24 protein-coding genes are annotated in these 25,181 nt (G+C 63.5%); 21 read left to right on the top strand and 3 right to left on the bottom strand.

All coding sequences use genetic code 11. From position 1 onward, the window contains the following. Positions 1-36: 36 nt before the first annotated feature. Positions 37-1,263 (bottom strand): MFS transporter, encoded by a 1,227-nt coding sequence (locus B2246_RS01985; protein WP_052165953.1) that lies wholly within the window; start codon positions 1,261-1,263, stop codon positions 37-39. A gap of 149 nt (positions 1,264-1,412) precedes the next feature. On the opposite strand from B2246_RS01985, the gene B2246_RS01980 reads away from it, so the two are divergent. The 10 genes from B2246_RS01980 to lnt all read left to right on the top strand — a co-directional run bounded on the left by B2246_RS01980 (position 1,413) and on the right by lnt (position 13,536). Then, complete coding sequence (locus tag B2246_RS01980; RefSeq protein WP_020204498.1) at positions 1,413-1,724, top strand: ArsR/SmtB family transcription factor; 312 nt, start codon at positions 1,413-1,415, stop codon at positions 1,722-1,724. A gap of 22 nt (positions 1,725-1,746) precedes the next feature. Next, complete coding sequence (locus tag B2246_RS01975; protein WP_020204497.1) at positions 1,747-2,274, top strand: rhodanese family protein; 528 nt, start codon at positions 1,747-1,749, stop codon at positions 2,272-2,274. Between the two features lie 142 nt (positions 2,275-2,416). Beyond that, positions 2,417-3,340 carry an MBL fold metallo-hydrolase gene (locus tag B2246_RS01970; RefSeq protein ID WP_052165952.1) on the top strand — a complete coding sequence of 308 codons (924 nt, stop codon included), beginning with the start codon at positions 2,417-2,419 and terminating at the stop codon, positions 3,338-3,340. 47 nt (positions 3,341-3,387) lie between these two features. Further along, positions 3,388-5,058, top strand: a complete 1,671-nt coding sequence (locus tag B2246_RS01965) for a bifunctional protein tyrosine phosphatase family protein/NAD(P)/FAD-dependent oxidoreductase (protein ID WP_020204495.1) — start codon at positions 3,388-3,390, stop codon at positions 5,056-5,058. A 525-nt stretch (positions 5,059-5,583) separates the two neighbouring features. After that, positions 5,584-7,140: a cbb3-type cytochrome c oxidase subunit I gene (locus B2246_RS01960; RefSeq protein WP_020204494.1), complete on the top strand. Its 1,557-nt coding sequence runs from the start codon at positions 5,584-5,586 to the stop codon at positions 7,138-7,140. Then, positions 7,137-7,778, top strand: a complete 642-nt coding sequence (locus B2246_RS01955) for a cbb3-type cytochrome c oxidase subunit II (RefSeq protein ID WP_020423863.1) — start codon at positions 7,137-7,139, stop codon at positions 7,776-7,778. Before B2246_RS01960 ends, B2246_RS01955 begins: the two co-directional genes overlap by 4 nt. An 8-nt stretch (positions 7,779-7,786) precedes the next feature. Continuing rightward, the gene (locus B2246_RS01950; protein WP_020204492.1) at positions 7,787-8,593 is read left to right on the top strand and encodes a c-type cytochrome; all 807 of its coding nucleotides are present in this window, start codon (positions 7,787-7,789) and stop codon (positions 8,591-8,593) included. Then, a complete protein-coding gene (locus B2246_RS01945; protein ID WP_020204491.1) occupies positions 8,577-9,674 on the top strand; it encodes a c-type cytochrome in 1,098 nt (365 codons plus the stop codon). Before B2246_RS01950 ends, B2246_RS01945 begins: the two co-directional genes overlap by 17 nt. Further along, on the top strand, positions 9,655-11,913 hold the full coding sequence (locus tag B2246_RS01940) for a heavy metal translocating P-type ATPase (protein ID WP_020204490.1): 2,259 nt from the start codon (positions 9,655-9,657) through the stop codon (positions 11,911-11,913). Before B2246_RS01945 ends, B2246_RS01940 begins: the two co-directional genes overlap by 20 nt. A 24-nt stretch (positions 11,914-11,937) precedes the next feature. After that, positions 11,938-13,536 carry an apolipoprotein N-acyltransferase gene (gene lnt, locus B2246_RS01935; protein WP_020204489.1) on the top strand — a complete coding sequence of 533 codons (1,599 nt, stop codon included), beginning with the start codon at positions 11,938-11,940 and terminating at the stop codon, positions 13,534-13,536. A gap of 154 nt (positions 13,537-13,690) precedes the next feature. On the opposite strand, the gene B2246_RS01930 is transcribed toward lnt, so the two are convergent. Together B2246_RS01930 and B2246_RS01925 are read right to left on the bottom strand one after the other, a co-directional pair. After that, a complete protein-coding gene (locus B2246_RS01930; RefSeq protein ID WP_286881752.1) occupies positions 13,691-15,076 on the bottom strand; it encodes an ATP-binding protein in 1,386 nt (461 codons plus the stop codon). Further along, the gene (locus tag B2246_RS01925) at positions 15,073-15,741 is read right to left on the bottom strand and encodes a response regulator (protein WP_020204487.1); all 669 of its coding nucleotides are present in this window, start codon (positions 15,739-15,741) and stop codon (positions 15,073-15,075) included. Before B2246_RS01925 ends, B2246_RS01930 begins: the two co-directional genes overlap by 4 nt. A 168-nt stretch (positions 15,742-15,909) precedes the next feature. Here B2246_RS01925 and ccmA point away from each other — a divergent pair, with 168 nt between their 5' ends. The 11 genes from ccmA to B2246_RS01870 all read left to right on the top strand — a co-directional run bounded on the left by ccmA (position 15,910) and on the right by B2246_RS01870 (position 25,179). Beyond that, positions 15,910-16,533: a cytochrome c biogenesis heme-transporting ATPase CcmA gene (ccmA, locus tag B2246_RS01920; RefSeq protein WP_020204486.1), complete on the top strand. Its 624-nt coding sequence runs from the start codon at positions 15,910-15,912 to the stop codon at positions 16,531-16,533. A gap of 4 nt (positions 16,534-16,537) precedes the next feature. Further along, a complete protein-coding gene (gene ccmB / locus B2246_RS01915) occupies positions 16,538-17,224 on the top strand; it encodes a heme exporter protein CcmB (RefSeq protein ID WP_020204485.1) in 687 nt (228 codons plus the stop codon). 12 nt (positions 17,225-17,236) lie between these two features. After that, on the top strand, positions 17,237-17,974 hold the full coding sequence (ccmC, locus tag B2246_RS01910; protein WP_020204484.1) for a heme ABC transporter permease CcmC: 738 nt from the start codon (positions 17,237-17,239) through the stop codon (positions 17,972-17,974). After that, complete coding sequence (gene ccmD / locus B2246_RS01905) at positions 17,971-18,162, top strand: heme exporter protein CcmD (RefSeq protein WP_081651476.1); 192 nt, start codon at positions 17,971-17,973, stop codon at positions 18,160-18,162. Before ccmC ends, ccmD begins: the two co-directional genes overlap by 4 nt. After that, positions 18,146-18,592: a cytochrome c maturation protein CcmE gene (ccmE, locus tag B2246_RS01900; protein WP_020204483.1), complete on the top strand. Its 447-nt coding sequence runs from the start codon at positions 18,146-18,148 to the stop codon at positions 18,590-18,592. Before ccmD ends, ccmE begins: the two co-directional genes overlap by 17 nt. 3 nt (positions 18,593-18,595) lie before the next feature. Continuing rightward, positions 18,596-20,557 (top strand): heme lyase CcmF/NrfE family subunit, encoded by a 1,962-nt coding sequence (locus B2246_RS01895; RefSeq protein ID WP_020204482.1) that lies wholly within the window; start codon positions 18,596-18,598, stop codon positions 20,555-20,557. Beyond that, on the top strand, positions 20,554-21,078 hold the full coding sequence (locus tag B2246_RS01890) for a DsbE family thiol:disulfide interchange protein (protein WP_029043915.1): 525 nt from the start codon (positions 20,554-20,556) through the stop codon (positions 21,076-21,078). The genes B2246_RS01895 and B2246_RS01890 overlap by 4 nt, the downstream gene beginning before the upstream one ends. Continuing rightward, positions 21,075-21,530 carry a cytochrome c-type biogenesis protein gene (locus tag B2246_RS01885; protein WP_020204480.1) on the top strand — a complete coding sequence of 152 codons (456 nt, stop codon included), beginning with the start codon at positions 21,075-21,077 and terminating at the stop codon, positions 21,528-21,530. Before B2246_RS01890 ends, B2246_RS01885 begins: the two co-directional genes overlap by 4 nt. Next, complete coding sequence (gene ccmI / locus B2246_RS01880; protein ID WP_029043914.1) at positions 21,527-22,408, top strand: c-type cytochrome biogenesis protein CcmI; 882 nt, start codon at positions 21,527-21,529, stop codon at positions 22,406-22,408. Before B2246_RS01885 ends, ccmI begins: the two co-directional genes overlap by 4 nt. Positions 22,409-22,489: 81 nt before the next feature. Continuing rightward, positions 22,490-24,343: a protein-disulfide reductase DsbD gene (gene dsbD, locus B2246_RS01875; RefSeq protein WP_020204478.1), complete on the top strand. Its 1,854-nt coding sequence runs from the start codon at positions 22,490-22,492 to the stop codon at positions 24,341-24,343. Next, entirely contained in the window at positions 24,343-25,179 is an 837-nt protein-coding gene (locus tag B2246_RS01870) for a TlpA disulfide reductase family protein (RefSeq protein ID WP_020204477.1), read from the top strand. Before dsbD ends, B2246_RS01870 begins: the two co-directional genes overlap by 1 nt. The last annotated feature ends 2 nt before the right edge of the window (positions 25,180-25,181 follow it).

Raw genomic sequence — 25,181 nt, 5'->3', positions numbered from 1 at the left:
GGGTTGACCCGCACGCTCGACCGGACCCAGACGGCTTCATGGCGCGGCGGCTGCCGCCGACTGCTGGCGGTTGCGCCAAGCCAGCCAACCCAGCAGGGCCAGCACGAGCGCGATGAGCGGCAGCATCAGTCCGTTGATGGTTTCCCAGCCCGAGCTGTTCAGCAGCCGGCCCGACCCGAAAGAGGCGGCGGCCACGGTGCCGAACACCAGGAAGTCGTTGAGTGCCTGCACCTTGGCGCGCTCGGGCGCGGCGTAGCAGTCGGTCACCAGCGCCGTGGCACCGATGAAGCCGAAATTCCAGCCCACGCCCAGCAGGATCAGCGAGCCCCAGAAGTGCAGAAGTTCGAGCCCGGCCAGGGCCAGCAGGCCGGAGGTCCCGATCAACACCAGTCCGCACGCCGTGATCGCGATCTTGCCGAAACGCGCGATCAGGTGGCCGGTGACGAAACTCGGCGCGAACATGGCCAGCACGTGCCACTGGATGCCCAGCGCGGCCTCGCCCACGGTGTGGCCGCAACCCACCATGGCCATCGGCGCGGCGGTCATGATGAAAGCCATCAAACCGTAGGACACGATGCCCGCCGTGACGGCCACGACGAAGCCTGGGCTGCGCGCGATCACCGCCAGCGGGCGCGCCGCGCCCACGACGGCCGCTGCCTGGGGCGGCGGCATGCGCAGCATCAGCAGCAGCGGCAAGGCCAACAGCGCCAAGCCTGCCTGCCCGAGGAAGCTGCCAGCAAACGGCGCCATGGGCCAGGCGTCGCGCGTCCAGATGACGACCTGCGGGCCGATGACCGCGGCGATCAGGCCGCCGATCATGATGCGCGAGATGACGGTGGCGCGCTGCGGCGGCGGCACCGCATCGCTGGCCGCGAAGCGGTAGCTCTGCACGCACGCGCCGTAGAAGCCGGCCATCGCCGTGCCCATGCAGAAGGTCTCGAAGCTGCCCCACAGGACGCCCAATGCGGCGATGAGTCCGGACACCGAACCCAGCAGCGCCCCCAACGCATAAGCCGCGCGCCGGCCGAGACGACGCATCAGCAGGGCCGCGGGGATGGTCGACAGCGCCAGCCCCAGGTTGTAGAGGCTGACCGGCAGTGTGGCCAGCGAAGGGTTGCTGGCCAGCATCTGGCCCACGATGCCGCCCAGCGAAATGATGATGGGTGGCGCGGCGCCGCCCAGTGATTGGGCGGCCATCAGCAGTCCTACATTGCGTCGAGCGTCTGTCGCAATTGGCGGTGGCAGCGAAGCAGGTGGCGTCATGAAGAAATCAGGAATGAGGTGTCAGGTGAACCCATACCGCAGCATGGGAACACCGGCCGGAAGACCTGCAGCACTCCCTGCCTTGGAGGAATTTCCTTGATCTTTTATTAGTTTATGCTAAATTAGATAAACATGAAATACAAGCTGCCATGATGGTTGACAAGAAAGACCAGTCGTTTCTACAGGACGGCGCGGCCAAGGCTGCGGCCATGCTGCGGGCAGTCGGCAATGAGCATCGCCTGCTCGTTCTGTGCCTGCTGATCGAGCATGGCGAGATGACCGTCGGCGCCCTGCACGAAAACGTGGCGCTGAGCCAGTCCGCCTTGTCCCAGCATCTGGCCAAGATGCGCGAGGAAGGCCTGGTGACCTACCGGCGCGAGTCGCAGACCCTGCACTACCGTATCGACAATCCGGACGTGGCCAAGCTCATCGCCACGCTCAAGGCCATCTTTTGTCCATGATCCGCCCTAGGAGGCCCTTGCCATGTCCCTGAAATCCATCTCGCCCCAAGCCGCCAGCGAACTCGTGAACCAGGGTGCCGTCCTGGTGGACATCCGTGCGGCGGACGAACATGCCCGTGAGCGCATCGCACAGGCACGCCATGTGCCGATGGACCGCCTGCGAAGTGGCGGCCTGCCGCTCGACGGCGCTTCGGCAATCATCTTCCACTGCCGCTCGGGCAACCGGACGCGGGTGAACGCCCCGACGCTGGGTGCGTGCACGGCCTGTGACGCCTACGTGCTCGAAGGCGGCCTGGACGCATGGAAGAAAGCCGGCCTGCCCGTCGTGGCCGATGCCTCTCAACCCCTGGAACTGCAACGGCAGGTGCAGATTGTTGCGGGGTCCTTGATCGTGCTCGGTGCAGTGCTGGGTGCCACGGTCTCGCCATGGTTCCATGTGCTTTCGGGCTTCGTGGGCGCGGGGCTGGTCTTCGCCGGTGTCTCGGGGTTCTGTGGGCTCGCGCGCGTGCTGATGCGCATGCCCTGGAACCGCCGCGCGCTGCCCGGCTGAGTCAACGGGCGGGGAAGCGATTCCTTCACCCGGCAGCCGGCCGGCAGGAACATGCGACGACAGATTTTTAATTTTGAGTTAATTCGGCCCGGACACCATCTGACATTTGAGAACGCCCCAGAAAACATCCGATCAAAGGAGCATGGGCGACAACAGACGGGTCATACGTCAGCGAGGCAAAGGCACCGTGAAAATCGAACCCTTCTTTGACGAGGACAGCAGCACCTTCAGCTACATCGTGCTCGACACGAACAGCGGTCAGTGCGCCATCATCGACAGTGTGCTCGGCTACGATCCCAAATCCGGCCGCACCTCGCGCGCCGGTGCGGACCGCATGGCCGAGCGCGTGCGGGAACTGGGCGCGCGCGTCCAGTGGATTCTGGAGACGCATGTGCACGCCGATCACCTGAGTGCCGCGCCGTATCTCCAGTCGCTCGTGGGCGGCCACACCGGCATCGGGGCGAACATCCGTACCGTACAGCAGGTGTTCGGCCAGCTCTTCAACGCGGAGCCGGCGTTCGCGCGTGACGGCCGGCAGTTCGACCGTCTGTTCGACGACGGCGAGACCTTCATGCTCGGAACGCTGCAGGTGCGGGCCATGCACACCCCCGGTCATACGCCTGCGTGCATGACCTATGTGGTCGAGGACAACACCACATCTGACGCGCCTGCCGCGGCCTTCGTGGGAGACACGCTGTTCATGCCCGACTATGGCACGGCGCGCTGCGACTTTCCGGGTGGCGACGCACGCACGCTGTTTCGCTCGATCGGCCGCGTGCTCTCGCTGCCGCCTGAGACCGTGCTCTACATGTGCCACGACTACCGCCCCGGGGGACGCGAGCTTCAATGGAAAACCACCGTGGCCGAGGAGCGGGCGCACAACATCCATGTGCGCGACGGCATCAGCGAGGATGACTTCGCGGCCACGCGCGAGCAGCGCGACGCCACGCTGGCGATGCCCGTGCTGCTGCTGCCCTCCGTACAGGTGAACATGCGGGCCGGCGAGTTGCCGCCCGCCGAATCCAACGGCGTCCACTACCTCAAGATTCCCATCGATGCCCTCTGAGAGCGGCACCGACCGGCTGAAAGGACAATTTTCGGGCAGGAGACCTCATGGACATCAAAGCCTTGGATCAGGGACTGGCCGTCAGCGGCCAGATCGCTGCTACTGACCTGAAGGCCATCGCCGAAGCCGGCTACCGCGCGGTGGTTTGCAACCGGCCCGATGGAGAAGCGGGCGACCAACCCGGCTTCAGCGAAATCGAGCAAGCCGCGCAGGCACTGGGTATGGCGACGACCTACCTGCCGGTCGAGTCCGGCAAAGTGACCGACCAGCAGGCCCAGGCCTTCGGGACGCTGATGACGCAACTGCCTGGCCCGGTGTTCGCCTACTGCCGCACCGGCACGCGCTCGGCCACGCTGTGGGCGCTGAGCCAAGCACAGCGCCAGCCGCTGGCCTCCATCCTCGAAGCCGCACGCGGTGCCGGCTACGAGCTTTCCGGCGTGGCCCGGCGCATCGCCAACGGCGGTCGCACACCCACCGAGGTCGTGGACGCCACGCATGACATCGTGATCGTCGGCGCGGGCGCGGCGGGCATCGCGGTGGCGTCCAGTCTGCTCGCGCGCAAGCCGGACGCGGACATCGCCATCATCGACCCGGCGGACGTGCACTACTACCAGCCGGGGTGGACGATGGTGGGCGCGGGCATCTTTCCACCTGCGCACACGGCGCGCACGATGGCGAGCGTGCTGCCGCGCGGCGTCAAGTGGATCAAGATGGCCGTCGCCGCGTTCGAGCCCGAGCGCAACGCCGTGGTGCTCGACGGCTGCCGCGTCGTCAAATACCAGCAGCTCGTGGTCTGCCCGGGCCTGAAACTCGACTGGAACGGCATCGAGGGCCTGCCGGAGACACTGGGCCGCAACGGCGTCACCTCCAACTACCGCTACGACCTCGCGCCCTACACCTGGGAACTGGTACAGAACCTCAAGAGCGGCCAGGCCCTGTTCACGCAGCCGCCCATGCCCATCAAATGCGCGGGTGCACCGCAAAAGGCGATGTACCTCTCGGCCGATCGCTGGAAGCGGCACGGTGTGCTCAAGAACATCCACATCGAGTTCTGCAACGCGGGAGGCGTGCTCTTCGGCGTGCCGGACTACGTGCCTGCGCTCATGGAGTACGTGAAGGCTTACGGCATCGATCTGCAGTTCAACCACCAGCTCGTGGCCGTCGATGGCGCAGCGCATGAAGCCACCTTTGTCCGCACGAACGCCGACGGCACCAAAGAGCGCATCACCCGTCCATTTGACCTGCTGCACGCCGTGCCACCTCAGAAGGCGCCGGACTTCATCCGAGTGAGCCCACTGGCGGACGGTGCGGGCTGGGTGGACGTGGACCCATCGAGCCTGCGCCACAAGAAGTACGCCAACGTTTTCGCACTGGGCGACTGCACCAACACCACCAATGCCAAGACTGCCGCGGCCGCGCGCAAGCAAGCGCCGGTGGTCGCGCACAACCTGCTCGCCGCCCGGAGCGGGTCCACGCGCCTAGCCAGCTATGACGGCTATGGCTCCTGCCCGCTCACCGTCGAGCGCGGCAAGATCGTGCTGGCGGAATTTGCCTACGGCGGCAAGCTGGCACCTTCGTTTCCGAAATGGTTCATCGACGGCAAACGGCCGTCATCGCTGGCGTGGCTGCTGAAGGAACGCATCCTGCCGCCGGTCTATTGGGACGGCATGCTCAAGGGCCGCGAATGGCTCGCGCATCCTGTCCTCTCGGACGGATGAGCAGCGGCGTGCGTCGTCGCCGGGACATGGGAAGCCGACGCCTTTAGTGGGGGCGAACAGCGGGCGAAAGGAGGGCGGCATTCGGCCCTTCGACCCTCAACGCCGGCTACCCCTTCCAGGGCTGACGGTCCTTCGGGATGCGGGTGGGTACAACGGATACGTGCTCCGTTGTGATTTCCTGCGCAAGGCGAACGAGCGTTCGTCCCGACCCGTGCCAGGGCAGACCCCGGCGCAGCGTCGGCGTCTGCCGCGAGGCGAACGAGACCTTCGCATCACGACGATTCGAATACCCCGGCCGACTGTATTTGGCTCTCGCCATCCAGGCTGCCCACTGTCAAAGAACGCGGGGCGCCTCGAAGAACGTTCTTAACTTTCGCTTAATCGAGGCTGACCATCATTCTCGCGATTCACCTGTGACATTCATAAAAAAAATGCCGAGGCAAGCCCTGATGGAACACTATCGCCAACGCCAGTGGTTGGCATCGGAACCAATTCGAACGGTTGCGCGCCATTTCTGGAGCGCCCATGAATGAGAGCCTTGGGTTACTCCTTGCTCTGAGCTTCATCGTCTCGCTGGCGGCTCTGGGCGCATTGATCTGGTCCATCGTGACGCGCCAGATTCGTGCGGGAAAGAAAGAGGCTTCGACCATATTCCTGGAGGGTGAGGCCGGCACCCCGGATGACCCATCTTCATTTGATGAAGGGGCGGCCGAGCATCGATTCGACGCCTTGCGTGCCGGCGTCGACGCCCCGGGTAGGAACGTCGTACTGGTCCTGTCCATCGTTTCCTTCGTGTTCCTGATCGTTGGCTCGCTGTTCGGGATGATTGCCTCACTGAAGTTGCACTGGCCCGACTGGCTGGCGAATGAGGCGTTCACCACCTTCGGGCGCGCGCGCACCGTCCATCTGAACCTGGTCGCGTACGGCTGGCTGTCCACAGGAGGTATTGCGGTCGCGCTCTGGATCATCCCTCGCATGTTTCATACGCCCCTGCGGAGGCCCGCCATGGCGATGGTGGGCGCGGTGCTGTGGGCCCTCGGCGTGGCGGCCGGCGCCATCGCCATTGCCAATGGATGGAGCGACGGACTGGAATGGCTCGAAATCCCATGGCAGATCGACATTGTCCTGGCCCTCGGCGGCTTCTTCATCGCATGGTCCGCCATCGCGACGACCCGAAAACGCAACGTTCACCACATCTACGTCAGCGGCTGGTACTACCTCGCGGGACTGGCTTGGTTCCCCATCCTGTTCTTCATCGCGAATATCCCGGGCCTGCATTCGGGCGTGCAGCAAGCGACCACCAACTGGTGGTTCGCGCACAACGTGCTCGGCCTCTGGCTGACACCGCTGGGCCTGGGCGCGGCCTACTACCTGATTCCCAAGATCATCGGCAAGCCGATCTATTCCTACAGTGTGTCGCTGCTGGGCTTCTGGGGCCTCGCCTTGTTCTATAGCCAGGTGGGGATTCATCACCTGATCGGTGGGCCAGTGCCGACGTGGGTGGTCACGCTGTCGATCGTGCACAGCGTCATGATGTTCATTCCTGTCATCGCGGTGGCGATCAATCAGCACGTGACGGTCGCACAGAATTTCTGGGCGTTCAAGGAGTCCATGGCGCTACGCTTCGTGTCCACGGGCGCATTGATGTACACGGCCGCATCCTTCCAGGGATCGCTGGAGGCCGTACGGGCCATCAACTCGATCACCCACTTCACGCATTACACGGTAGGGCATGCGCACCTGGGGGCTTACGCATTCGTCTCCATCGTGCTGTTCGGCGCCTTTTACTATCTCTTGCCCTACCTGACAGGCAAGAACTGGCCCTGTCCGCGGCTCATCGCCCTCCACTATTGGCTGACGGTCTTGGGTTTTCTGATCTATTTCCTATCATTGACCATCGGCGGTTTTCTGCAAGGCATGTCGCTGCTCGATCCGCAGACCAGTTTCGCCGACATCACCCGCAACATCGTGCCGTATCTCGAAGGTCGATCGGTGGGCGGCGGCATGATGACGCTGGGACACTTCGTCTTTGCCTTCCATGCGATGGCCCTGCTCTGGTCGAAACGGCGAGGTGACGCATGAACCGGCTGATTCCATTGTTCGTCGGCGCTGTCGGAATCCTGGTGTTCGCGACCATCATGCTCGTGGTGCTCCCCGGCCTGCAGGTCCGTACGGTCCAGGCACCTGCGCAGTTGCAGAACTACACAATCGAACAGTTGAGAGGCCGTGCGCAGTACGTGGCCAATGGCTGTGTCTACTGTCACAGCCAGCAGCCCCGTTCGAGCGGCCAGACGCTGGCGGACCAGGCCCGGGGCTGGGGAAGGCCGTCCACGCCGGGTGATTACGCCTACGACGCCCCCCAACTGCTCGGGACGATGCGCACCGGCCCCGATTTGCTGAATGTCGGGGTGCGTCTGCCAAGCCGGGACTGGCAATTGACCCACCTGTACCAGCCCAGGGCCATTTTCGACTGGAGCATCATGCCTTCGTATCCCTTCCTCTTCGAGGTCAAGGAGAAGGCCGCGCCCGGCGAGGTCGTGGTCAAGCTGCCGCAGAAGTACCGCCCTGCGGACGGGAAGGTGGTGGTGGCCCGCCAGGAGGCGCTCGACCTGGTCGCGTACCTGTTGAGCCTGGATCGTTCCTACCCCGTCAGCGCCAAAGAGGCGACGTTGCGTGATCGTGGCTACGATCCGAAAACTCAGCAGGGCTCGCGTCAATGAGGGGCCAGATGAAATCCGATCTGAGCGGCAAGGGGCGTCGTGTTCAAGACGTGGACCCGACGTTCGACCCCTGGGAGCAATCGCGTCCCATTCCCTTGTTTGTGCTGGCCATCTTCCTGGCGCTGGCGATCTGGGGCGCTTTGAGCTACATCGCCGACCTGGCGCCGAATCGCGGGGCGGCGATTGGCGGGGCCGTTGCGCCGAAGCAGCAGGCCCCCGCAGTTGCCGCTGACGCGCCGGCGCTCGTCTTTCAGGGGAACGACATCGTCTGGGCCTGCGCGTCATGTCACGGCGACCATGGTGCCGGCGCGGGGCTGACGCCTGCGCTGGCTGGCTTGTCCGAAGCCTACATCGCGAAGCAACTCCACGACTTCGCCACCGGAAGCCGCCCCAACGAGTCCATGCAGTACGTGGCCAGCGCAATGAGCGCCGAGGAAATCGGGCAAGTCGCGGCCTACTACGCCGCGTTGCCGCGCGTTGTCGGCCCGCCCGTCGATCTGGGCGGAGACGCGGCACGTGGAGAGGCACTGAGCCGAACCGGCGACTGGAAAAAGGATATCCCGGCGTGCGTGACCTGTCATGGCCAGCAGGGCGAGGGCGTCGGTGGCCATTTCCCTGCGCTGGCGGGGCAGCAGCCCGAGTACATCTTCCACCAGTTGGTCTCATGGAAAGGCGGCCATCGCCACAACTCGCCGCAATCCTTGATGGATGACATCGCGTCGCGCATGTCGGAGCAAGACATGCGCGATGTGGCTCAGTATTTCGGATCTTTGCGTCCAGGCAGCAAAGGAGGCAATCATGATGAACAACGGTGATCGCCGCTCTGCGCATACGGGGACACTCAGGCGTGCCGGTTATGCCGCGGGGCTGGGTATCCTGCTGTTTTCGGCGGGTTACGGCATCTACGAGAGCGGCGTCATCGGGCGTCTGTACAGCGCGATCAGCGGCAAAACGGTCACGATTCCTTCGGCCGCGCCCTATTCGAGAGCAGACATGGAAGCTGCTCGCAAGGCCTATGCAAAAGACGCCAAGGCGTCTGCGCCCGGTATGCCTGTCGGTGCGGACGGCTATTACATCCCGCCTGCGGAGGATGACATTCCGAAGGGACCCTATGGCGATGCCATCCGGCGAGGAATGAAAATCTTCACCGACACTGGCGCCATGGTCAAGGACCACGTGGGCAATTCGCTGGCCTGCGCGAACTGCCACCTCGACTCGGGACGCCGCGAGAATGCCGCACCGATGTGGGCGGCTTATGCGTCCTATCCCGCTTTTCGCAGCAAGACCGGGACCATCAGCACGCTCGAAGACCGGATCATGGGATGTTTCACCTATTCGATGAACGCCCAGGCGTCGTCCTCGGGAAAGCCGCCACCTGCTGGCAGCGACGTGTACCGCGATCTCATGACTTACATGGCCTGGATGGCCGATGGGTTGCCTGCTGGCAACAAGCCGCGCGGAGCGCTCTATCCCAAGGTGGCGAAGCCAAAGGACGACTACGACGTGGGCCGAGGCCTGGCGGTCTATCAACAAAATTGCGCGCTGTGCCATGGTCCCAATGGACAGGGGACCCGGGAGGCGAACGGAAAAATGCGATTCCCCCCGCTTTGGGGAGCAGAGTCGTATAACTGGGGCGCCGGCATGGCCCGCATCGATACCGCAGCGGGCTTCATCTGGGCGAACATGCCCCTTGGAAAGCCGTACAGCCTGACTGAACAGGAGGCCTGGGACGTGGCGGCATTCATCAACAGCCACGAACGCCCCAAGGACACACGCCAGACCGGAACCGTGGCTGAGGCGCTGGAGAAATACCACGAAGGTGAGCAAAGCTACTACGGGAAGGTCTTGGGTGGGAAGCTGCTTGGGGTTGGAACGGATGCCACGAGCGGACCGTAGTCCCGGCGCGGATTTCGACTATGAGCAGGCCCGTGTCGCGGGCCGGATGGTGTTTTCCGTGGACGGGCTTTGGTGCGTGAGCTGCGCGATGGCCTTGCAGCGCGTCCTGCAGCGTGTTCCCGGCGTGGTCTCGGCGACGGTGAATTTCACCTCGGGCTCGGCACTTGTGACCTGGGCCCCGGAGTCGATCGACTTCCCCTTGCTGCTGCGAAAGGCCGAGGGCCTGGGCTACGCACTGTCGCCGTTGAAAGGCACCGATGAGCTGGAAGCGGCCCTGCAGCGGCAGGCTGGGAAGATCCGCTTGCAGCTTACCGTTGCAGTCGTCTTCGGGATGTGGAGCATGCTCGGCTCATGGGTGCTTTACCTCAATGCCGACGAGGGGGCAGCGCTCGCCATTGCTTGGGCCAGCGTCGTAGCGAGCCTTCCCGTCGTCGGATATTCGGCTTTGGACTTCTACCGCGCCGCCGCCCGTTCACTGCGTGCCGGGATCGCCGGGATGGACGTCTTTGCCTCTGTTGCTGTCCTGGGTTCCCTCTTTGTGTCGGTTGGCTCCCTGGCAATGGGGGCCGTGGCGATTTACACCGACGCTGCCACCATGTTGATCACTTTTCTGCTGATCGGACGACTGATCGAAATCCATGCCCGGCAGGAGAGCGGACTTGCCGTGCAAGCATTGCGCAGCCTTGCGCCGGAAACCGTGACCAAGCTGACTTCGTCCGGCGGCACAAAGGCCGAGAGCACCGTCCTGCTGGCAGAGCTTGCGCCCGGTGATACCGTTCTGATACGCGCCAACGAGCGCATCGCGGTCGATGGCATCGTCGTGGCGGGAAAGTCGGCCGTCGATCTCTCGCTGCTGCAAGGCGAGTCCGTTCCTCGCAGCGTTCAGCCTGGCGAGCGGGTCTTCGCCGGGTCCGTGAACCTGCGCGGTCCTCTGACGGTCCACGTGACCGCCGGTGCGGGAGAGCGAAGATTGGATGTCCTCGGCCTGCGCATGCTTGAGCTGTTTGGCGCCCGGTCGTCGTTGTCCGAGACGGCCGAGCGCTTCGTCCGGATACTGCTTCCGGTCGTGGTGACGGCATCTCTGCTCGCCTTCGTCCATTACCTGTGGAGCGGCACAAGTGCAGATCGGGCGTTGCTCGGTGCGCTGAGCATCCTTGTCGCAGCCTGCCCTTGTGCGGTCGGTCTGGCAATGCCGCTGGCCTACGCATTTACCTGCCGCGAGGCCGCTCGGCGCGGCGTCCTCTTAAGAGACTCTGCGAGCGTCGAAGCGTTGGCCCGCACGAGGATCATGGCGTTCGACAAGACAGGTACGTTGACGTGCGGTCAGATGCGTATCGTCAGCATCCAGACGCGGGAGGGATGGTCTGAACAGGACCTCATCGACCTTGCGGCAAGGGCTGAGGCCGGCGTCGTGCACCCCATCGCACACGCGGTGGTCCTCGCGGCCCGGCAGTCTGGAATGAGCAGCGCGTGCGAGCCCGACGGATGCCAGGTGACGGCATGCGCGAAAGGCGTGACGATGCAGGTGCCCGGCGGCGAGGCCGTGCGGGTGGGTGAAAGGAATTGGCTGCTTGCCGCGGGTGTCGAGGGCATGCCGCCGGAAGATGGCATGCCGGGGCTGGTACACGTTGCCAAAGGCAGGGATTGGCTCGGCTCCTTGCGACTACAGGATGCCCCTCGCGACGATGCTCGTTCGTCACTGCAGCAGTTGCGTGCGCAGGGATTGAAACTCTGGTTGCTGACCGGGGATTCCAGCGCAGCGTCCGACCGCCTGACGGCTGACCTGGGCATAGACTTCGACCGGGTCGAGACCCACTGCTCTCCAGAAGAGAAAGCCGACATCGTGGCAAAGAGCCCAGCGCCTGTCGCCTTCGTGGGAGACGGCGCCAACGATGGCTTGGTCCTGGCCCAGGCAGCCTGCGGAATCGCCATTCCAGGATCGAGTTCCGTGGCTGTTTCCGCAGCCGGGGTGGTGATCGCACACGGCAGCGTGGGCGCTGTCGTCGAGACCCGTGAGTTGGCTCGCAAGTTCGATCGCATCGTCCGGCAGAACCTCGGGTTTTCCGTCGCGTACAACCTCGCCGTGATTGTCGTGCTGTTCGAAGCAGGCGTGACGCCCTTTGCGGCCGCGCTCGCCATGCTTGCCAGCAGTGCGTCGGTATTTCTGAACACCTGCAGGCTGCTGCACGGCCGCCCTGTCTTGGACAGGTCGATGCAGGCCGACCCTGCTACATCCTGAAAGGAGCACTGGAATGCTCAGGCCGTGAGCAAGGTCGTGCGGTGGGGAAATGCCGTGACCTTGGCGCTTGCCGGCAGCGCACATGCGTTGACGTTCGCCCCGGATCCGCTGCCCCAGTGGTCGCTGCCCATCGTGCAAATCCTCGCGCTGGCGGTTCTGGCACGCGCCAGCTTCGCCGCCGAGCGCGGCCGGCAGGCATTCCTTCGCGGATGGGGGTTCGGTTTCGTCAATTTTGCGGTCGGCTTGTACTGGCTGTTCATCAGCATCCATGACTACGGTGGTTTGTCCGCGCCACTGGCCGGGGCCAGCGTCGTGGCGCTGTCTGCCTTTCTCGCGCTGTTTCCCGGTCTTGCCTGTGCGATCAGCAAGTGGCTGCAGTCCCGCATTCGGCGGCGAGCGGCACTGTCACACGTGCTGGCCTGGTCGGCTGCTTGGGCCGCCTCGGAATGGCTGCGCGGCGTGCTGTTCTCGGGCTTTCCGTGGCTGAACATTGGCTACGCCCATGTGGACAGCCCATTGGTCGGCTGGGCGCCGTTGCTGGGCGTGCATGGTGTCGCGCTGCTCGCGGCGTACCTCTCAGGGACCGTGGCGTTCCTGTCGCGTCCGGCCGCGGCGTCCATGCGTTGGAACGTGTCCTTGCTGGCGACGGTGCTGATCCTGATCGCCATGGGGTGGATACTTGCTCGTCTCGATTGGTCGACGGCCGAAGGCGAGCCATTGAATCTGAGGCTGGTACAGGCAAACATCGATCAATCGCAGAAGTTCGATCCGACGCGGCTCGAAGACGGCATCGTCAGGCACTTGCGGCTGGCTGCGCAGCCACCTGGTCCCGGAGAGCCGCATCCGGACCTGATCGTCCTGCCAGAGACGGTCGTGCCCATATTCCAAGACCAGCTCAACCCGACGATCTGGAAAGCCTGGCTTGACGTCGCCGCGCACCAGCGCAGCATGATTGCGATGGGCGTTCCTTTGCACAGCATGGCGGCCGACGGCAGCTCGCGGTACACCAACAGCGCCATCGGCTTCGACGCCGGCACACCTTTGCAGCAGCTTGTCGACGCCTCCCTGCCGCTACGCTACGACAAGCACCACCTCGTTCCGTGGGGCGAGTATGTACCGGCCGGGTTCGAGTGGTTCACGCGAATGCTGGACATGCCGCTGGGCGATTTCGATCGCGGAGCCCCGGTCCAGCTACCGTTCTCGGTGAATGATCAGCACTTGGCGTTCAACATTTGCTACGAGGATGTTTTCGGTTCCGAGCTGCTCCCGTCGCTCCTGCCGAACCCCGGCGGAGGACCCGGCGCGAGCGTGCTTGTGAACTTGAGCAACCTCGCCTGGTTCGGCCAGACCTGGGCGCTTCGCCAGCATCTGCAGATCGGGCGGATGCGCAGCATCGAGACCGCACGGCCTATGGTGACCTCCACGAATACAGGCATCACAGCCTCGATCGATCCGAAAGGACGGGTCGCTGCCGCTCTGCCGCCACACAGGCCGGGCGTGTTGTCCGTGACCGTACAAGGCATGAGCGGCCTGACGCCGTACGTTCGCCATGGCGACCAGCCCGTCCTGTTGCTCATAGGGATGGTGCTGGCTGGTCTCGCATGGCGCCCGACCCGACGGTAGCCGCAAGACCGGCAGCCGCACGAGCACTGCCATGCGCCCGATCCCCGGCGGCGGGTTACACCCAAGTCAGACGATAGATCGAACGAAGGGGAACCACATCAGCATGCATCCGTCCCTTGGCTGTAACCCCGCCATCCATGGCAGCACACCAAACCTACGGCTTTGAATCCAAACTGCGTCCTGCAGGCCAGGCTTGGCTTTTTTTGGGTGCAGGGTCAGTGGGCACGAGAAATTTCGCAACCAGACCTCCCCCTTCCCGGGGTTCGAGATTCAGTGCCCCACCAAATCTCTCTGCAATGGCCCGCACGATCGAAATGCCCAGGCCCGCCCCGTCCTTACTCTTTCGGCCCTGGTCGCCGCGCCAGAAACGTTGGCCGATTTGGGATGCCTGCTCGGCAGTCAGCCCGGGGCCACGGTCCGATACGGTAACCACACACCGCTGTGCATTCGGATCCAGGAACACGCCAACCTCGATCGCCGCATCTCGCGGCGAGTAGCGCATTGCGTTGTCAACCAGATTGCGAACTGCCGTTTCCAGCATCGACTTGGGCACCGGAGTTCCGGTGTCCTCGCCGATGATGTTCAACGACAAGCGCTCATTTTCGTGCGCCTTCCACTGTTCCAGCACGCCGCCGACAGAAGCGACCACAGAGGTGCAACCGTCCGCCTTGTCGGCAGACGTCTCGGCGCGGGCCAGCGTCATCATCTGGTCCAAGGTGCGCCGCAGTCGTTTCACGCCTTCCTCTGCACTGGAGAGAGACGATGCCACCTCGTCGCCTTCACTGAGCCGGGCCACCTGCAGATGCGTATCGATCACGGTCAACGGTGTGCGCAGCTCGTGCGCCGCGGCATCGGTGAATGCCCGCTGGCTGGCAAGTGTTCGTGCCAGGCGCTTGAGAAGCCCATTCATTGCGTCCAGAACCGGGCGCAGTTCCGAGGACGAATGGTTGACAGCAATGGGGGACGTGTCGTCCGCGTGTTTGTCGCGCAATTGCTGCGACAGAGCCTCCAGGGGGGCCAGCCCCCGGCCAATGCCGATCCAAAGGGCAGCCAGGCCGCCAAGGAAAGCAATCAAGAATGGCACGCCAGCCACGCTCAGCAGTTCGTTGATCAGCATATCCCGCTGATCCACGCGATCCGCCGTCGTGATCTGGTAGCCATTGGCACGAAGAACGTAGACCCTCCACTGATGTCCCAAAACGTCCCGCGTGCTGAAGCCGGCCGGCAGTGACTCGAACTCCGAGTGAGGTCCAGTGGTCGTTCGTGCCAGGATCTCTCCCTGCAAGGACCGGATTTCACATGCGATGCCCTCCTTGCCGCTGACGCGCACCGCCTCGGTGAAGTCGTTGGACGCCGCATTCGGAGCCAGCGCGGCGCGTTCAAGAAGCCCGGACACCATGCGTGCCGACATGGCAAGGCGGCCGTCGAGGGTTCGGTCGAGATTGGAATGAACGCCGCGCATCATCCAGCCGGCGGCAGCACCCCACAGAACCAACAGCGAGATACCGGCGATCAGAACAGCCCGAAGGCGCAGGCTCATGATGCGAGCCTCCAGCCCAGCCGATAGCCGAGCCCCCGGACCGTCTCGATGGCTTCGGCGCCGAGCTTGCGGCGGATGTTGTGGATATGCACATTGAGCGCATTGCTGCCGATCTCTTCCCCGAGGCCATACAAGCGCTCGTTGAGCAGGTCGGGCGGGACCCACCGGCCATCGGCGTTGGCGAGATGGGCCAGCAGATCGACCTCGCGGCGCGACAAGGAGACGGACTCGCCCTGGAACCAGGCCAGCCCGCTCTCCGGCTCCAGCCGCAGGGGGCCGGCCGAGATGACCTGGGCCGCACGGCCTTGCGTGCGTCTGACCAGCGCATGCAGCCGGGCCGCGAGTTCACGCAGATCGAACGGTTTGACCATGTAGTCGTCGGCACCTTCATGCAGCCCTTTGAGCCTGTGTTCGATGGCGTCCCGCGCCGTGAGGATCAGGACAGGCAACTGAGGCTCGACGGCCCGCATGCTGGCCAGCAACTCCATGCCGTCCCGGTCGGGAAGCCCGAGATCGAGCACCAGGGCATGGAAGGTGTCTTCTGCATGCGTGGCTTCGGCTTCTTCTGCGGTGGCGACGTGATGCACCGCGATGCCGTGCTTGTGCAGACCGGCCACGATCCCTCGCCCGATCAGTTCGTCGTCTTCCACCAACAGTATTCGCATGGCGCCTACCCACCTGAGTTTGCTTGTTTGACACGCTCATGTTAGGCCAGAAATGACAGCAACGTAGGACGCAAGTTCCCGCTAATTCTCAGTTAATCGGGAGAAGACATGATTTTGAAGACTGCCCCTTGAGGGCGCACCTTCCAAGGATGCCCATGTGTATGAACTATGACCCGGCCCATGCTTGAAGCTCTCGATCTGGTGGGCATTCGGGGGGAGCACCGACTGTTTGACCATTTGACTTTCCGGATCGCGCCGGGCGAGTGCCTGTTGGTGCAAGGCGAGAACGGCAGCGGGAAGACCACGCTATTGCGATCGCTCGCAGGCTTCGCAACGCCGGATGCCGGCAGAGTTTTATGGAAAGGAAAGCCGCTACGCAATCAATGGAGTGAATACCAACGCGAACTGGTCTACAGCGGCCATGGCATTGGGCTCAAAGAAGACCTGAATGCCTTGGACAACCTGCTCGCCGCAGCCGCCATTGCAGGTGAGCCACTCACCCCGGAACGTGTGGAATCAGCGCTGGACGACGTTGGCTTGACCGAGCACAGGCATCTGCCGGTCCGGATGTTGTCGCAAGGCCAAAAGCGCCGTGCAAGCCTGGCTCGACTGCTCCTCTACAAGAGGAAATTATGGATTCTCGACGAGCCCTCCACAGCGCTGGACAAATTCGGTGCGCGATGGCTTGGTGAAGTGATCCATGGGCACCAGTCCCGTGGCGGAATGGTCGTTCTGACAAGTCACCAAGAGCTGGCCGTGAAAGCTTCTCAGACCGTCCGGATGGGGGCATGAGCCAGTGAGCCAGCCCCTCGTTGCCCATCCGGTGTTTGTCGTGATTCGCCGGGACTTGGAAGTGGCCTTGCTCCGAAGGTCAGACGCGCTGATACCTCTTTTCTTCTTTGTCGTCGTCGTCAGTCTGTTTCCCTTGGGTATCGGCCCCGAGCGCGAAATACTCCGGCGGATCGCTCCAGGCGTCCTGTGGGTGTCGGCATTGCTGGCCAGCATGCTTTCGCTGAATCGCCTGTTCGAGCAGGATCACGCCGATGGCACGCTGGAGCAGATGATGCTGTCGCCGGCGCCGTTGGCCATGTTGGTCGTCGGCAAGATCACGGCACATTGGCTGTTGTCCGGTTTGCCCTTGGCCTTGCTTGCGCCCGCGCTGGCATTGCAGTTCGACCTGCCTGCCTCGTCCCTCTGGATTCTGACCGCATCGCTCGCTATCGGTACGCCTGTGCTCAGCCTCATCGGCGCCGTCGGCGCGGGGCTGACGCTGGGCGTACGCGCAGGGGGTGTTCTCGTTGCTGTGCTGGTGCTGCCGCTCTACATCCCGGTGCTGATCTTCGGCGCCGGCGCGGTCGATGCGTCGATCCTCGGTCAGGGTGCGTCGGCCAACCTCTCCTTGCTCGCCGCCGTGTTCGTCTTGGCGGCGTTCTTCACGCCATTCGCAACGAGTGCATCGCTGCGCATCGCACTTGAGTATTGAGGAGCGAAGCGAATGGTCAACTGGTTCAAATTTTCATCTCCCAAAGCGTTTTACCCTATCGCGGGAAAGCTCATCCCTTGGCTCGGCGTGACCGCCGCGGCGCTGTCACTCGCTGGCGTCTGTGTGGGGTTCTTCTTGGCACCCACGGACGCCCAGCAGGGAGAGGGATATCGCATCATCTTCCTGCACGTGCCGGTTTCATGGATGTCCATGGTCATCTACCTGGCGATGGCGTTCTGGGCCGGCATTGGCCTGGTGTTCAACAGCCGCCTGTCGGCAATGATGGCCTCGGCGCTGGCCCCCACGGGTGCACTGTTCACCTTCCTTTCGCTGTGGACAGGCGCCTTGTGGGGAAAGCCGATGTGGGGAACCTGGTGGGTCTGGGATGCACGACTGACCTCTGAACTTGTCCTGCTGTTTCTGTACGTCGGCTTCATCGCACTCCAATCGGCGATCGAAGATCGTCGCCGTGCCGATCGGGCAGGCGCCGTGCTGGCGCTGGTCGGCGTGGTGAACATCCCTGTGATCTATTTCTCCGTGCAATGGTGGAACACCTTGCACCAGGGTGCCTCGGTATCGCTGACTCGCGCGCCCTCCATGGCGATGGTCATGTTGCTGGGCATGCTGATCATGGTTCTTGCGGCCTGGGCTTACACGGCTGCGGCGGCGCTGGCGCGCGTGCGCTGCATCATCCTGGAACGCGAACATCACGCCGGCTGGTTGCAGGACATCGAGGAGGTGAAGCGATGAACTGGGCCAGTGTCGGTGAGTTCCTGGCGATGGGTGGTTATGGTGTGTACGTTTGGGGATCCGTCCTGATGACGGTGGTGTTGCTTTGGACGGAATGCCGAATGCTTCGGCGCCGGCGCCGAGCAGCACTACGGCGCATCCAGTCGGAATTGCCGGGCAAGGAGGTGCGGCGTGAAGCCACGACATAAACGCATCGCACTCATCGTCGCCGGGCTATCCGCCATCGGCATCGCCACGGCGCTGGTGCTCAATGCCTTTCAGAGCAACCTTGTGTTTTTCTTTACGCCCTCGCAGATCAGTGCCGGGGAGGCACCATTGGAGCGCACCTTTCGAGTCGGCGGCATGGTGGAACGAGGCAGTCTGAAGCGACAGCGTGGTGAGCTTGCCGTGCAATTCGTCATCACCGATACGGTCAAAACAATCCCGGTCACTTATTCGGGCATCTTGCCCGACCTGTTCAGTGAAGGAAAAGGGGTTGTTGTTCAAGGACGGCTGGACAGTGCCGGCCTCTTTCGCGCCGAGGAGGTGCTGGCCAAGCACGACGAGAACTACATGCCACCCGAGGCCCAGCATGCACTGGACGAGGCCCAGAAGAATTCAGCTTCAAGGAAGCCTTGACCCATGATTCCAGAAATCGGCCACCTCGCCCTCATCGCCGCCTTGTTCGTGGCACTCGCTCAAGGTGTTCTTGCCCTGGCCGGCGCGGCGCGAGCCAACCTCACCTGGATCGCGTTCGCCCGTCCCGCAGCACGCACGCAATTCCTGCTGGTGATCGTCGGTTTTACAGCGCTCACCTGGGCCTTTGTCGCGAAGGACTACTCGGTCGCCTACGTCGCTCAAAATTCCAATTCTCAGCTCCCGCTGGGCTACAGAATGGCCGCGGTCTGGGGCGGACATGAGGGTTCGCTCCTGCTCTGGCTGCTGATGCAGACCGGATGGGCCTATGCGGTCAGCCGGCTGTCGAAGCAGCTTCCGGATGCCATGGTGGCGCGCGTTCTGGGTGTGCTCGGGCTGGTGACGGCCGGTTTCCTGCTGTTCGTCCTGTTGACCTCCAATCCCTTCGAACGACTTTTCCCGGTCCCGCAAGACGGATGGGATCTGAATCCGCTCTTGCAGGATATCGGCTTGATCTTTCATCCGCCGCTGCTTTACATGGGGTACGTCGGATTTTCGGTGGCCTTCGCATTCGCGATCGCCGCATTGCTTGCCGGACAACTGGACTCGACGTGGGCGCGCTGGTCGCGTCCCTGGGCCACCGCAGCCTGGGCGTTTCTGACGGTCGGCATCGCCTTGGGAAGTTGGTGGGCCTACTACGAGTTGGGCTGGGGGGGATGGTGGTTTTGGGACCCGGTCGAGAACTCATCGTTCATCCCCTGGCTGGTGGGCACTGCCTTGATCCACTCTTTGGCAGTAACGGAAAAGCGGGCCAGCTTCAAGAATTGGACGGTGCTGCTGTCCATCGGTGCATTTTCATGCTCGTTGCTTGGTGCCTTTCTGGTGCGCTCGGGCGTACTGACTTCCGTGCATGCATTTGCCACCGATCCACGGCGCGGACTGTTTATTCTGATTCTGCTGACTGTCATTGTGGGCACGTCGCTCGCTTTGTTCGCATGGCGAGCCCCCAAGGTCGGAATGGGAGGACGGTTCGACACGGTCTCCAGGGAGTCCTTGCTGCTGGCGAACAATGTGCTGCTGGTGGTCACTGCCGGCGCGGTCGCACTCGGTACGCTGTACCCACTGCTCATCGACGCGTTGGGCCTGGGCAAGCTCTCCGTCGGGCCGCCATACTTCAATGCGGTGTTCGTGCCATTGATGATCCCCGCGTTACTTCTGATTGCGGTCGGACCCGTCGCCAATTGGAAGGCCGCCCAGTTCGGTGCCATCTTCAGGCAGTTGCGCGTTCCGATGATTGCGGCACCCGTGGTGGGCCTGACCGCTCCATTCGTGCTGGGACACTGGTCAGGCTCCGCGGCGTTGGGCTTGATGCTGGCCACATGGATCGCCGTGTCCGTGGGGACGGGCATCTTCGGTCGAATGCGCGCCACCCGCGGCGGGTTGCGTGCCCAGCCGCGCAGTTGGCTTGGGATGCATATGGCGCATCTGGGCATCGCGGTATTCGTGACTGGCGTGACCATCGTCAGCGGGTATGAGACCGAGCGAGACGTTCGATTGGCCCAGGGAGAGTCCGTCAGCATCGGCGGCTACAACCTCACTTTGGTCGGCGTAAGGAGCGCGCGAGGACCCAACTACGTGACGCAGATAGGCGATATCGAACTGTCGCGCGACGGCAAGGTCTTGCGTCGGCTCCATCCGGAGAAGCGCAACTACCCGGCCTCGCAGATGCCGATGACCGAAGTGGCGATCGACGCAAATGGACTGCGCCACGTCTACGCGGCGCTCGGCGAACCGCTCGGAGAGGGCGTTTGGAGCGTTCGCGTCTACCACAAGCCGTTCGTCGACTGGATCTGGATCGGCTGCATCCTGATGGCGCTTGGCGGCGGCTTGGCCATCAGCGATCGCCGATACCGCCTGAAGCCTCGCCGTCAACACGCCGCCCAGCCATTGCCCGAGGCCACATCATGAACCGCTTCCTATGGCCGCTGCTCGGATTCTTTGTATTGGTGTCATTTCTCGCGATGGGACTGACGCTCAAGCCCAGCGAGGTGCCGTCGCCCTTGATCAACAAGCCCGCGCCACGCTTCAGTCTTCCGCAACTGCAAGCCCCGGACAAGACCTTCTCGCCCGAGAGCATGATCGGGAAAGTATGGGTACTGAACGTGTGGGCTTCCTGGTGCGCGCCCTGTCTTGAGGAGCATCCCGTCATCACCGAATTGGCCAGCAGGCATGCCGTCTCGGTGGTCGGCATGAACTACAAGGACACGCCGCAGAACGCCATCGCCTGGCTAGGACGCAATGGCAACGCCTTTGAAACGACGATCTCCGATGCGCACGGGGCTGTCGGCATCGACTTCGGGGTGTACGGCGTGCCGGAAACCTATCTGATCGACAAGGCGGGCATCATTCGCTACAAGCATACCGGGCCGATGGACGCGGGTGAAATGCGCAGCGAGCTGCTGCCGCTGGTGCAGGAGCTTGAGAAATGATCCTCTGGCGGCTGGCATTGTTTTTCTTTTTGTTCACGGCTCCGGTCTGGGCCAGCGACCAGGCGGCCGAGGACCGCATGCTGGGCATTGCATCCGAGTTGCGTTGCCTGGTTTGCCAGAACGAGTCGATTGCAGCTTCGCAGGCCGATCTCGCCGCCGACTTGCGTCAACAGATTCGCGAGCAGATCCGTGCCGGAAAAAGCGATGACGACATCCGAACCTATATGGTCGAACGATACGGCGACTTTGTGCTTTACCGCCCGCCATTGAAGCCGACAACGATGCTGCTTTGGTTTGGCCCGTTCGCGCTGCTTGCCCTGGGCTTTGTGGTCTTGGTCATGAGTCTGCGCAGCCGAAACCGCAAGCCGAAGAATGCTGCCCTCAATGAAGAGGAGCGCAGACACGCGGACGCGCTGCTGGCTCCGCCACACAATGCCCTGGACGAGTCATGAGCATCGTTTTCCTGGTTCTGGCGTCGGTGCTCGTGGGAGGCGTCTCGCTATGGCTTTCTTTCCTCCTCTGGCGAGGGGGACATGGTGCGGGCAACCAGGTTGCCCCTGACAGCGTGAACGCCGCGGTACTGCGCGATCAATGGGCGGAGTTGGAGAGAGACCACTTCAATGGCACGCTGTCGGCCCATGAATTGGCCGATGCAAGATCCGATCTGCAACGGCGAGCGCTGGATGAAACTGCTCCATCGCCGTCGAGATTGGGGCCACCTGCTGGAAGCAGGGGGGCAGCGATCACTGTCGCCATTGTGCTGCCGATCGCGACGGCGCTGACCTATTCGTACTTGGGGAATCCGGCCGCCGTGGACCCGCCACAGGTTCGCAGCGCGGGTATGACGACGCAAGCCGATGTGCAAGCCATGGTGGCCTCACTGCAGGCACGACTGGCCCAGCACCCCGATGATCCTGGAGGCTGGCTCATGCTGGCGCGTTCCTACCGCTACTTCGGCGATCATGAGCAAGCCGTCAATGCCTTCACTCGCGCCAATGAACTTGTCCAGAACGATCCACAAGCTTTGTCGGAATACGCGGAGTCGCTGTCCAGAATCCGCGGCTCCGGCTTTGAGGGAGAGCCCACCCGTATGCTTGAGCGGGCCTTGTCGCTCGATCCCAATGCAGCCCTGCCTCTGACTCTGGCCGGCGCTGCTGCGGTGCAGCGCCGGGACTACCAAGCGGCCATCGCGCACTGGCAGAAGCTGCTAGGGATGATGCCCCCCGACTCCGAGGCGGCGAAAGTCGTCGAGGCCGGGATCGAACGGGCCCGGACGGAGCAGGCGGAACTCGCCCACGGTCGATCATCAGAGCCAAGCGCAAAGCATTGATGGCATCCCGGTTCCCAGGGGCCGTGCGGGGGACCTTTAGTTTCGCTTAATCGGGTCATCGCATGATCCAGGCAGCTTTGCTTGGAGGATTCGGATTTGGCTTTTCATCGGCGCGTCGTAGCGATCTTTCTCCTGTGTTGTTGTGCGGTCGGCAGCGCGTGGGCGAATGGCCTTTTTTCCTCCTGGGGCAGCAGTGAACGGCAATTTCTGGACGTTGCCGAAGTTCTCAAGCTGGACCCTGCGCAGCAGCAGGGCGATTCGTTCTCGGCCGCTGGGCACATCGCCGATGGCTACTACGTCTATCGCCATGCCCTCAAGTTGGTCGATGCCCAGGGCCATGAGGTCAGCTTGAGCCTTCCGGCAGGAACGGCCAAACACGACGAATTCTTTGGCGACACGGAAATCTATACGGGCGAGGCGCTCAAGCTGCGCTTTCCTGCCACTGCCCCCGGCCCGCTGACGCTCCACTGGCAGGGCTGCGCGGAAGCAGGGATCTGCTATCCGCCGCAGACCATGAACGTGGCACTGCCGGCTGTGGTGGCCGGTACCTCCCCGGCCGGCAATGATTCCGTCCAGGGGAGTTCGGCCGTGGCCGCCACCCATGCAGGCAGCCAGGGTGGGCCGACCGAGGTGGCGGAGGATCAAGCCGCAGCGCAGCGGCTTGCAGCGCTGGGGCCCGTGTGGGGGACGCTGCTGTTCTTCGGCTTCGGGTTGCTGCTGGCTTTCACGCCATGCTCGCTCCCGATGATCCCCATCATCTCCACCATGGTGGTCGGCAGCCAGGCCAGGCCGCGGCGGGCTTTCTTCCTCTCCCTGTCCTATGTCTTGGCGATGGCGGGCACCTACGCCGCGGTAGGTGTGGCCGCTGGCCTGGCCGGGGCCAATCTGCAGGCCACACTGCAATCGCCTTGGCTGCTCGGAGCGTTTGCAGCCTTGTTCCTGGTCCTGGCGAGTTCCTTGTTCGGTCTGTTCGAGCTGCAGATGCCCTCGGCGCTGATCAATCGGGTCGAATCCGCTGGCAGAGAGCGCTCGGGCGGGAGCCTCCCCGGCGCGGCGGCGCTGGGCTTCCTCTCGGCGCTTCTGGTCGGGCCTTGCATGACCGCTCCATTGGCGGGCGCATTGCTGTACATCGGGCAGACCGGCAGCGCGGTCTACGGCGGCATGGCCTTGTTCGCGCTGGGTTTGGGCATGGGACTGCCCCTGCTGGCCATCGCCGTGTTCGGTGCCCGGGTCCTGCCGCGGCCTGGCGCGTGGATGGACCGCGTGCGCGTGGCATTCGGCTACGTCATGGTGGGCATGGCCGTGATGATGCTGACGCGCGTCCTGCCCGGCACGGTCAGCCTGGTTCTGTGGGGCGCGTGGGTCTTGTCGGTGGCGATTGGACTGATCGCTTGGGGCCAGGCCGTGGCAGCAAAGCATCGGCTGGCATGGACGCTGCGGTCCGGCGCTGTCTTCGCCGGCTTGTGGTCCATCCTGATGCTGGTCGGCGCGGCCTCTGGCGGCGAATCGGCATTGCAGCCGCTGGCACACCTGCGCGGGGATTCGGCTTCGGCAGCACCGGCGACAGGCGGCGTCGCTTACCTGCAGGCCAAATCGGTCGAGGACGTCGATGCGCATCTGGCACAGGCCGCCTCACGCGGTCAATGGACTCTGATCGATTTCTACGCCGACTGGTGCGTCAGTTGCCATGTGATCGAACGCAACGTATTCGGCGACCCGGCCGTCGCGTCCCGACTGGCCCGGATGCAGGTCGTGCGACCGGACGTGACGCGCAATGATGCGACCGACCAGACCTTGCTCAAGCATTGGGGTGTCATGGGACCGCCTACTCTCATTCTCGTCGGTCCGGATGGCAAGGAACGGCGCGATCTGCGCGTCGTCGGCGAGATCGATGCCAGCGCCTTCTTGGAGCGCTTGGACAAGGCTGGTTCCTGATGATCAGCATCGGTCCATTCTCCGTTCAGGTGGTTGCCGTCTTCTTGGCCATCCTGCTGGCCTGGGTCGTGGCGCGCATGGTGGCCAAGCGGTTGCCCGACTCTCCGTACAAGGCGGCCGGTGGCATGCTGCTGGACGCCGTTTTTGTGGGGCTTGTGGCAGCTCGCCTCGGCTACATCGCGCAGTGGTGGGAAGAGTACGCGCAGTCGCCAATGTCCATGATTTCCATTGGCGATCAAGGCTTTTTGTGGTGGGTCGGTGTCCTGGCCGCGGTGACGCTCATCTGGTGGCGCACCCGTGCGGTTCAGGCATTGCGCCGGCCTGTGCTGGCGGGAGTTGCGGCCGGACTCTTGGCCTGGTTTGCGGCCGGTGGCGTGCTGGCTTTGCTTCAGCGCTCGGCGCCGCCATTGCCGGCCTTGACGCTCGCAACGCTCGATGAACGGCCTGTCGTCCTCAATTCCTATGCTGGGCGGCCCGTCGTGCTCAACCTCTGGGCTTCATGGTGTCCACCATGCCGTCGCGAGATGCCGGTGTTCGAGCAGGCGCAAGCGCAGTATCCCGGTATCGCCTTCGTCATGGTCAACCAGGGAGAAAGCGCCCAGCAGGCCCGCGCCTTTCTTGAAAGCGAACGCCTGCAGCTCAAGGATGTGCTGCTCGACCCCGCTTCCCAGACCATGCAGGCCGTCGCCTCGCGAGGCCTGCCCACCACCTTGTTCTTCGATGAACAAGGACGCCTGGTGGATACCCATCTGGGCGAACTCACGATGGCAAGCCTCAAACACACGGTGTCGCGCCGATTCGCGCCAGCCCAACAGATCAAGACAGACAAGGAGTAATC

The sequence above is a fragment of the Cupriavidus sp. UBA2010 genome, from assembly GCF_002335265.1.
Classification (GTDB): Bacteria; Pseudomonadota; Gammaproteobacteria; order Burkholderiales; family Burkholderiaceae; genus Cupriavidus; species Cupriavidus metallidurans.
This window is presented reverse-complemented; position numbering and strand designations above follow the sequence as displayed.

Bases quoted from the DNA above. Each gene is read 5' to 3' on its own strand.
- ccmD (WP_081651476.1), top strand. From the start codon at position 17,971: ATGAACTGGGCCAGTGTCGGTGAGTTCCTGGCGATGGGTGGTTATGGT.
- B2246_RS01980 (WP_020204498.1), top strand. From the start codon at position 1,413: ATGATGGTTGACAAGAAAGACCAGTCGTTTCTACAGGACGGCGCGGCC.
- B2246_RS01885 (WP_020204480.1), top strand. From the start codon at position 21,075: ATGATCCTCTGGCGGCTGGCATTGTTTTTCTTTTTGTTCACGGCTCCG.
- B2246_RS01985 (WP_052165953.1), bottom strand. From the start codon at position 1,263: ATGACGCCACCTGCTTCGCTGCCACCGCCAATTGCGACAGACGCTCGA.
- B2246_RS01930 (WP_286881752.1), bottom strand. From the start codon at position 15,076: ATGAGCCTGCGCCTTCGGGCTGTTCTGATCGCCGGTATCTCGCTGTTG.
- ccmC (WP_020204484.1), top strand. From the start codon at position 17,237: ATGGTCAACTGGTTCAAATTTTCATCTCCCAAAGCGTTTTACCCTATC.
- B2246_RS01940 (WP_020204490.1), top strand. From the start codon at position 9,655: ATGCCACGAGCGGACCGTAGTCCCGGCGCGGATTTCGACTATGAGCAG.
- B2246_RS01975 (WP_020204497.1), top strand. From the start codon at position 1,747: ATGTCCCTGAAATCCATCTCGCCCCAAGCCGCCAGCGAACTCGTGAAC.
- ccmI (WP_029043914.1), top strand. From the start codon at position 21,527: ATGAGCATCGTTTTCCTGGTTCTGGCGTCGGTGCTCGTGGGAGGCGTC.
- B2246_RS01925 (WP_020204487.1), bottom strand. From the start codon at position 15,741: ATGCGAATACTGTTGGTGGAAGACGACGAACTGATCGGGCGAGGGATC.
- B2246_RS01950 (WP_020204492.1), top strand. From the start codon at position 7,787: ATGAAATCCGATCTGAGCGGCAAGGGGCGTCGTGTTCAAGACGTGGAC.
- B2246_RS01970 (WP_052165952.1), top strand. From the start codon at position 2,417: ATGGGCGACAACAGACGGGTCATACGTCAGCGAGGCAAAGGCACCGTG.
- ccmA (WP_020204486.1), top strand. From the start codon at position 15,910: ATGACCCGGCCCATGCTTGAAGCTCTCGATCTGGTGGGCATTCGGGGG.
- B2246_RS01960 (WP_020204494.1), top strand. From the start codon at position 5,584: ATGAATGAGAGCCTTGGGTTACTCCTTGCTCTGAGCTTCATCGTCTCG.
- B2246_RS01945 (WP_020204491.1), top strand. From the start codon at position 8,577: ATGATGAACAACGGTGATCGCCGCTCTGCGCATACGGGGACACTCAGG.
- B2246_RS01955 (WP_020423863.1), top strand. From the start codon at position 7,137: ATGAACCGGCTGATTCCATTGTTCGTCGGCGCTGTCGGAATCCTGGTG.
- B2246_RS01895 (WP_020204482.1), top strand. From the start codon at position 18,596: ATGATTCCAGAAATCGGCCACCTCGCCCTCATCGCCGCCTTGTTCGTG.
- B2246_RS01870 (WP_020204477.1), top strand. From the start codon at position 24,343: ATGATCAGCATCGGTCCATTCTCCGTTCAGGTGGTTGCCGTCTTCTTG.
- B2246_RS01965 (WP_020204495.1), top strand. From the start codon at position 3,388: ATGGACATCAAAGCCTTGGATCAGGGACTGGCCGTCAGCGGCCAGATC.
- B2246_RS01890 (WP_029043915.1), top strand. From the start codon at position 20,554: ATGAACCGCTTCCTATGGCCGCTGCTCGGATTCTTTGTATTGGTGTCA.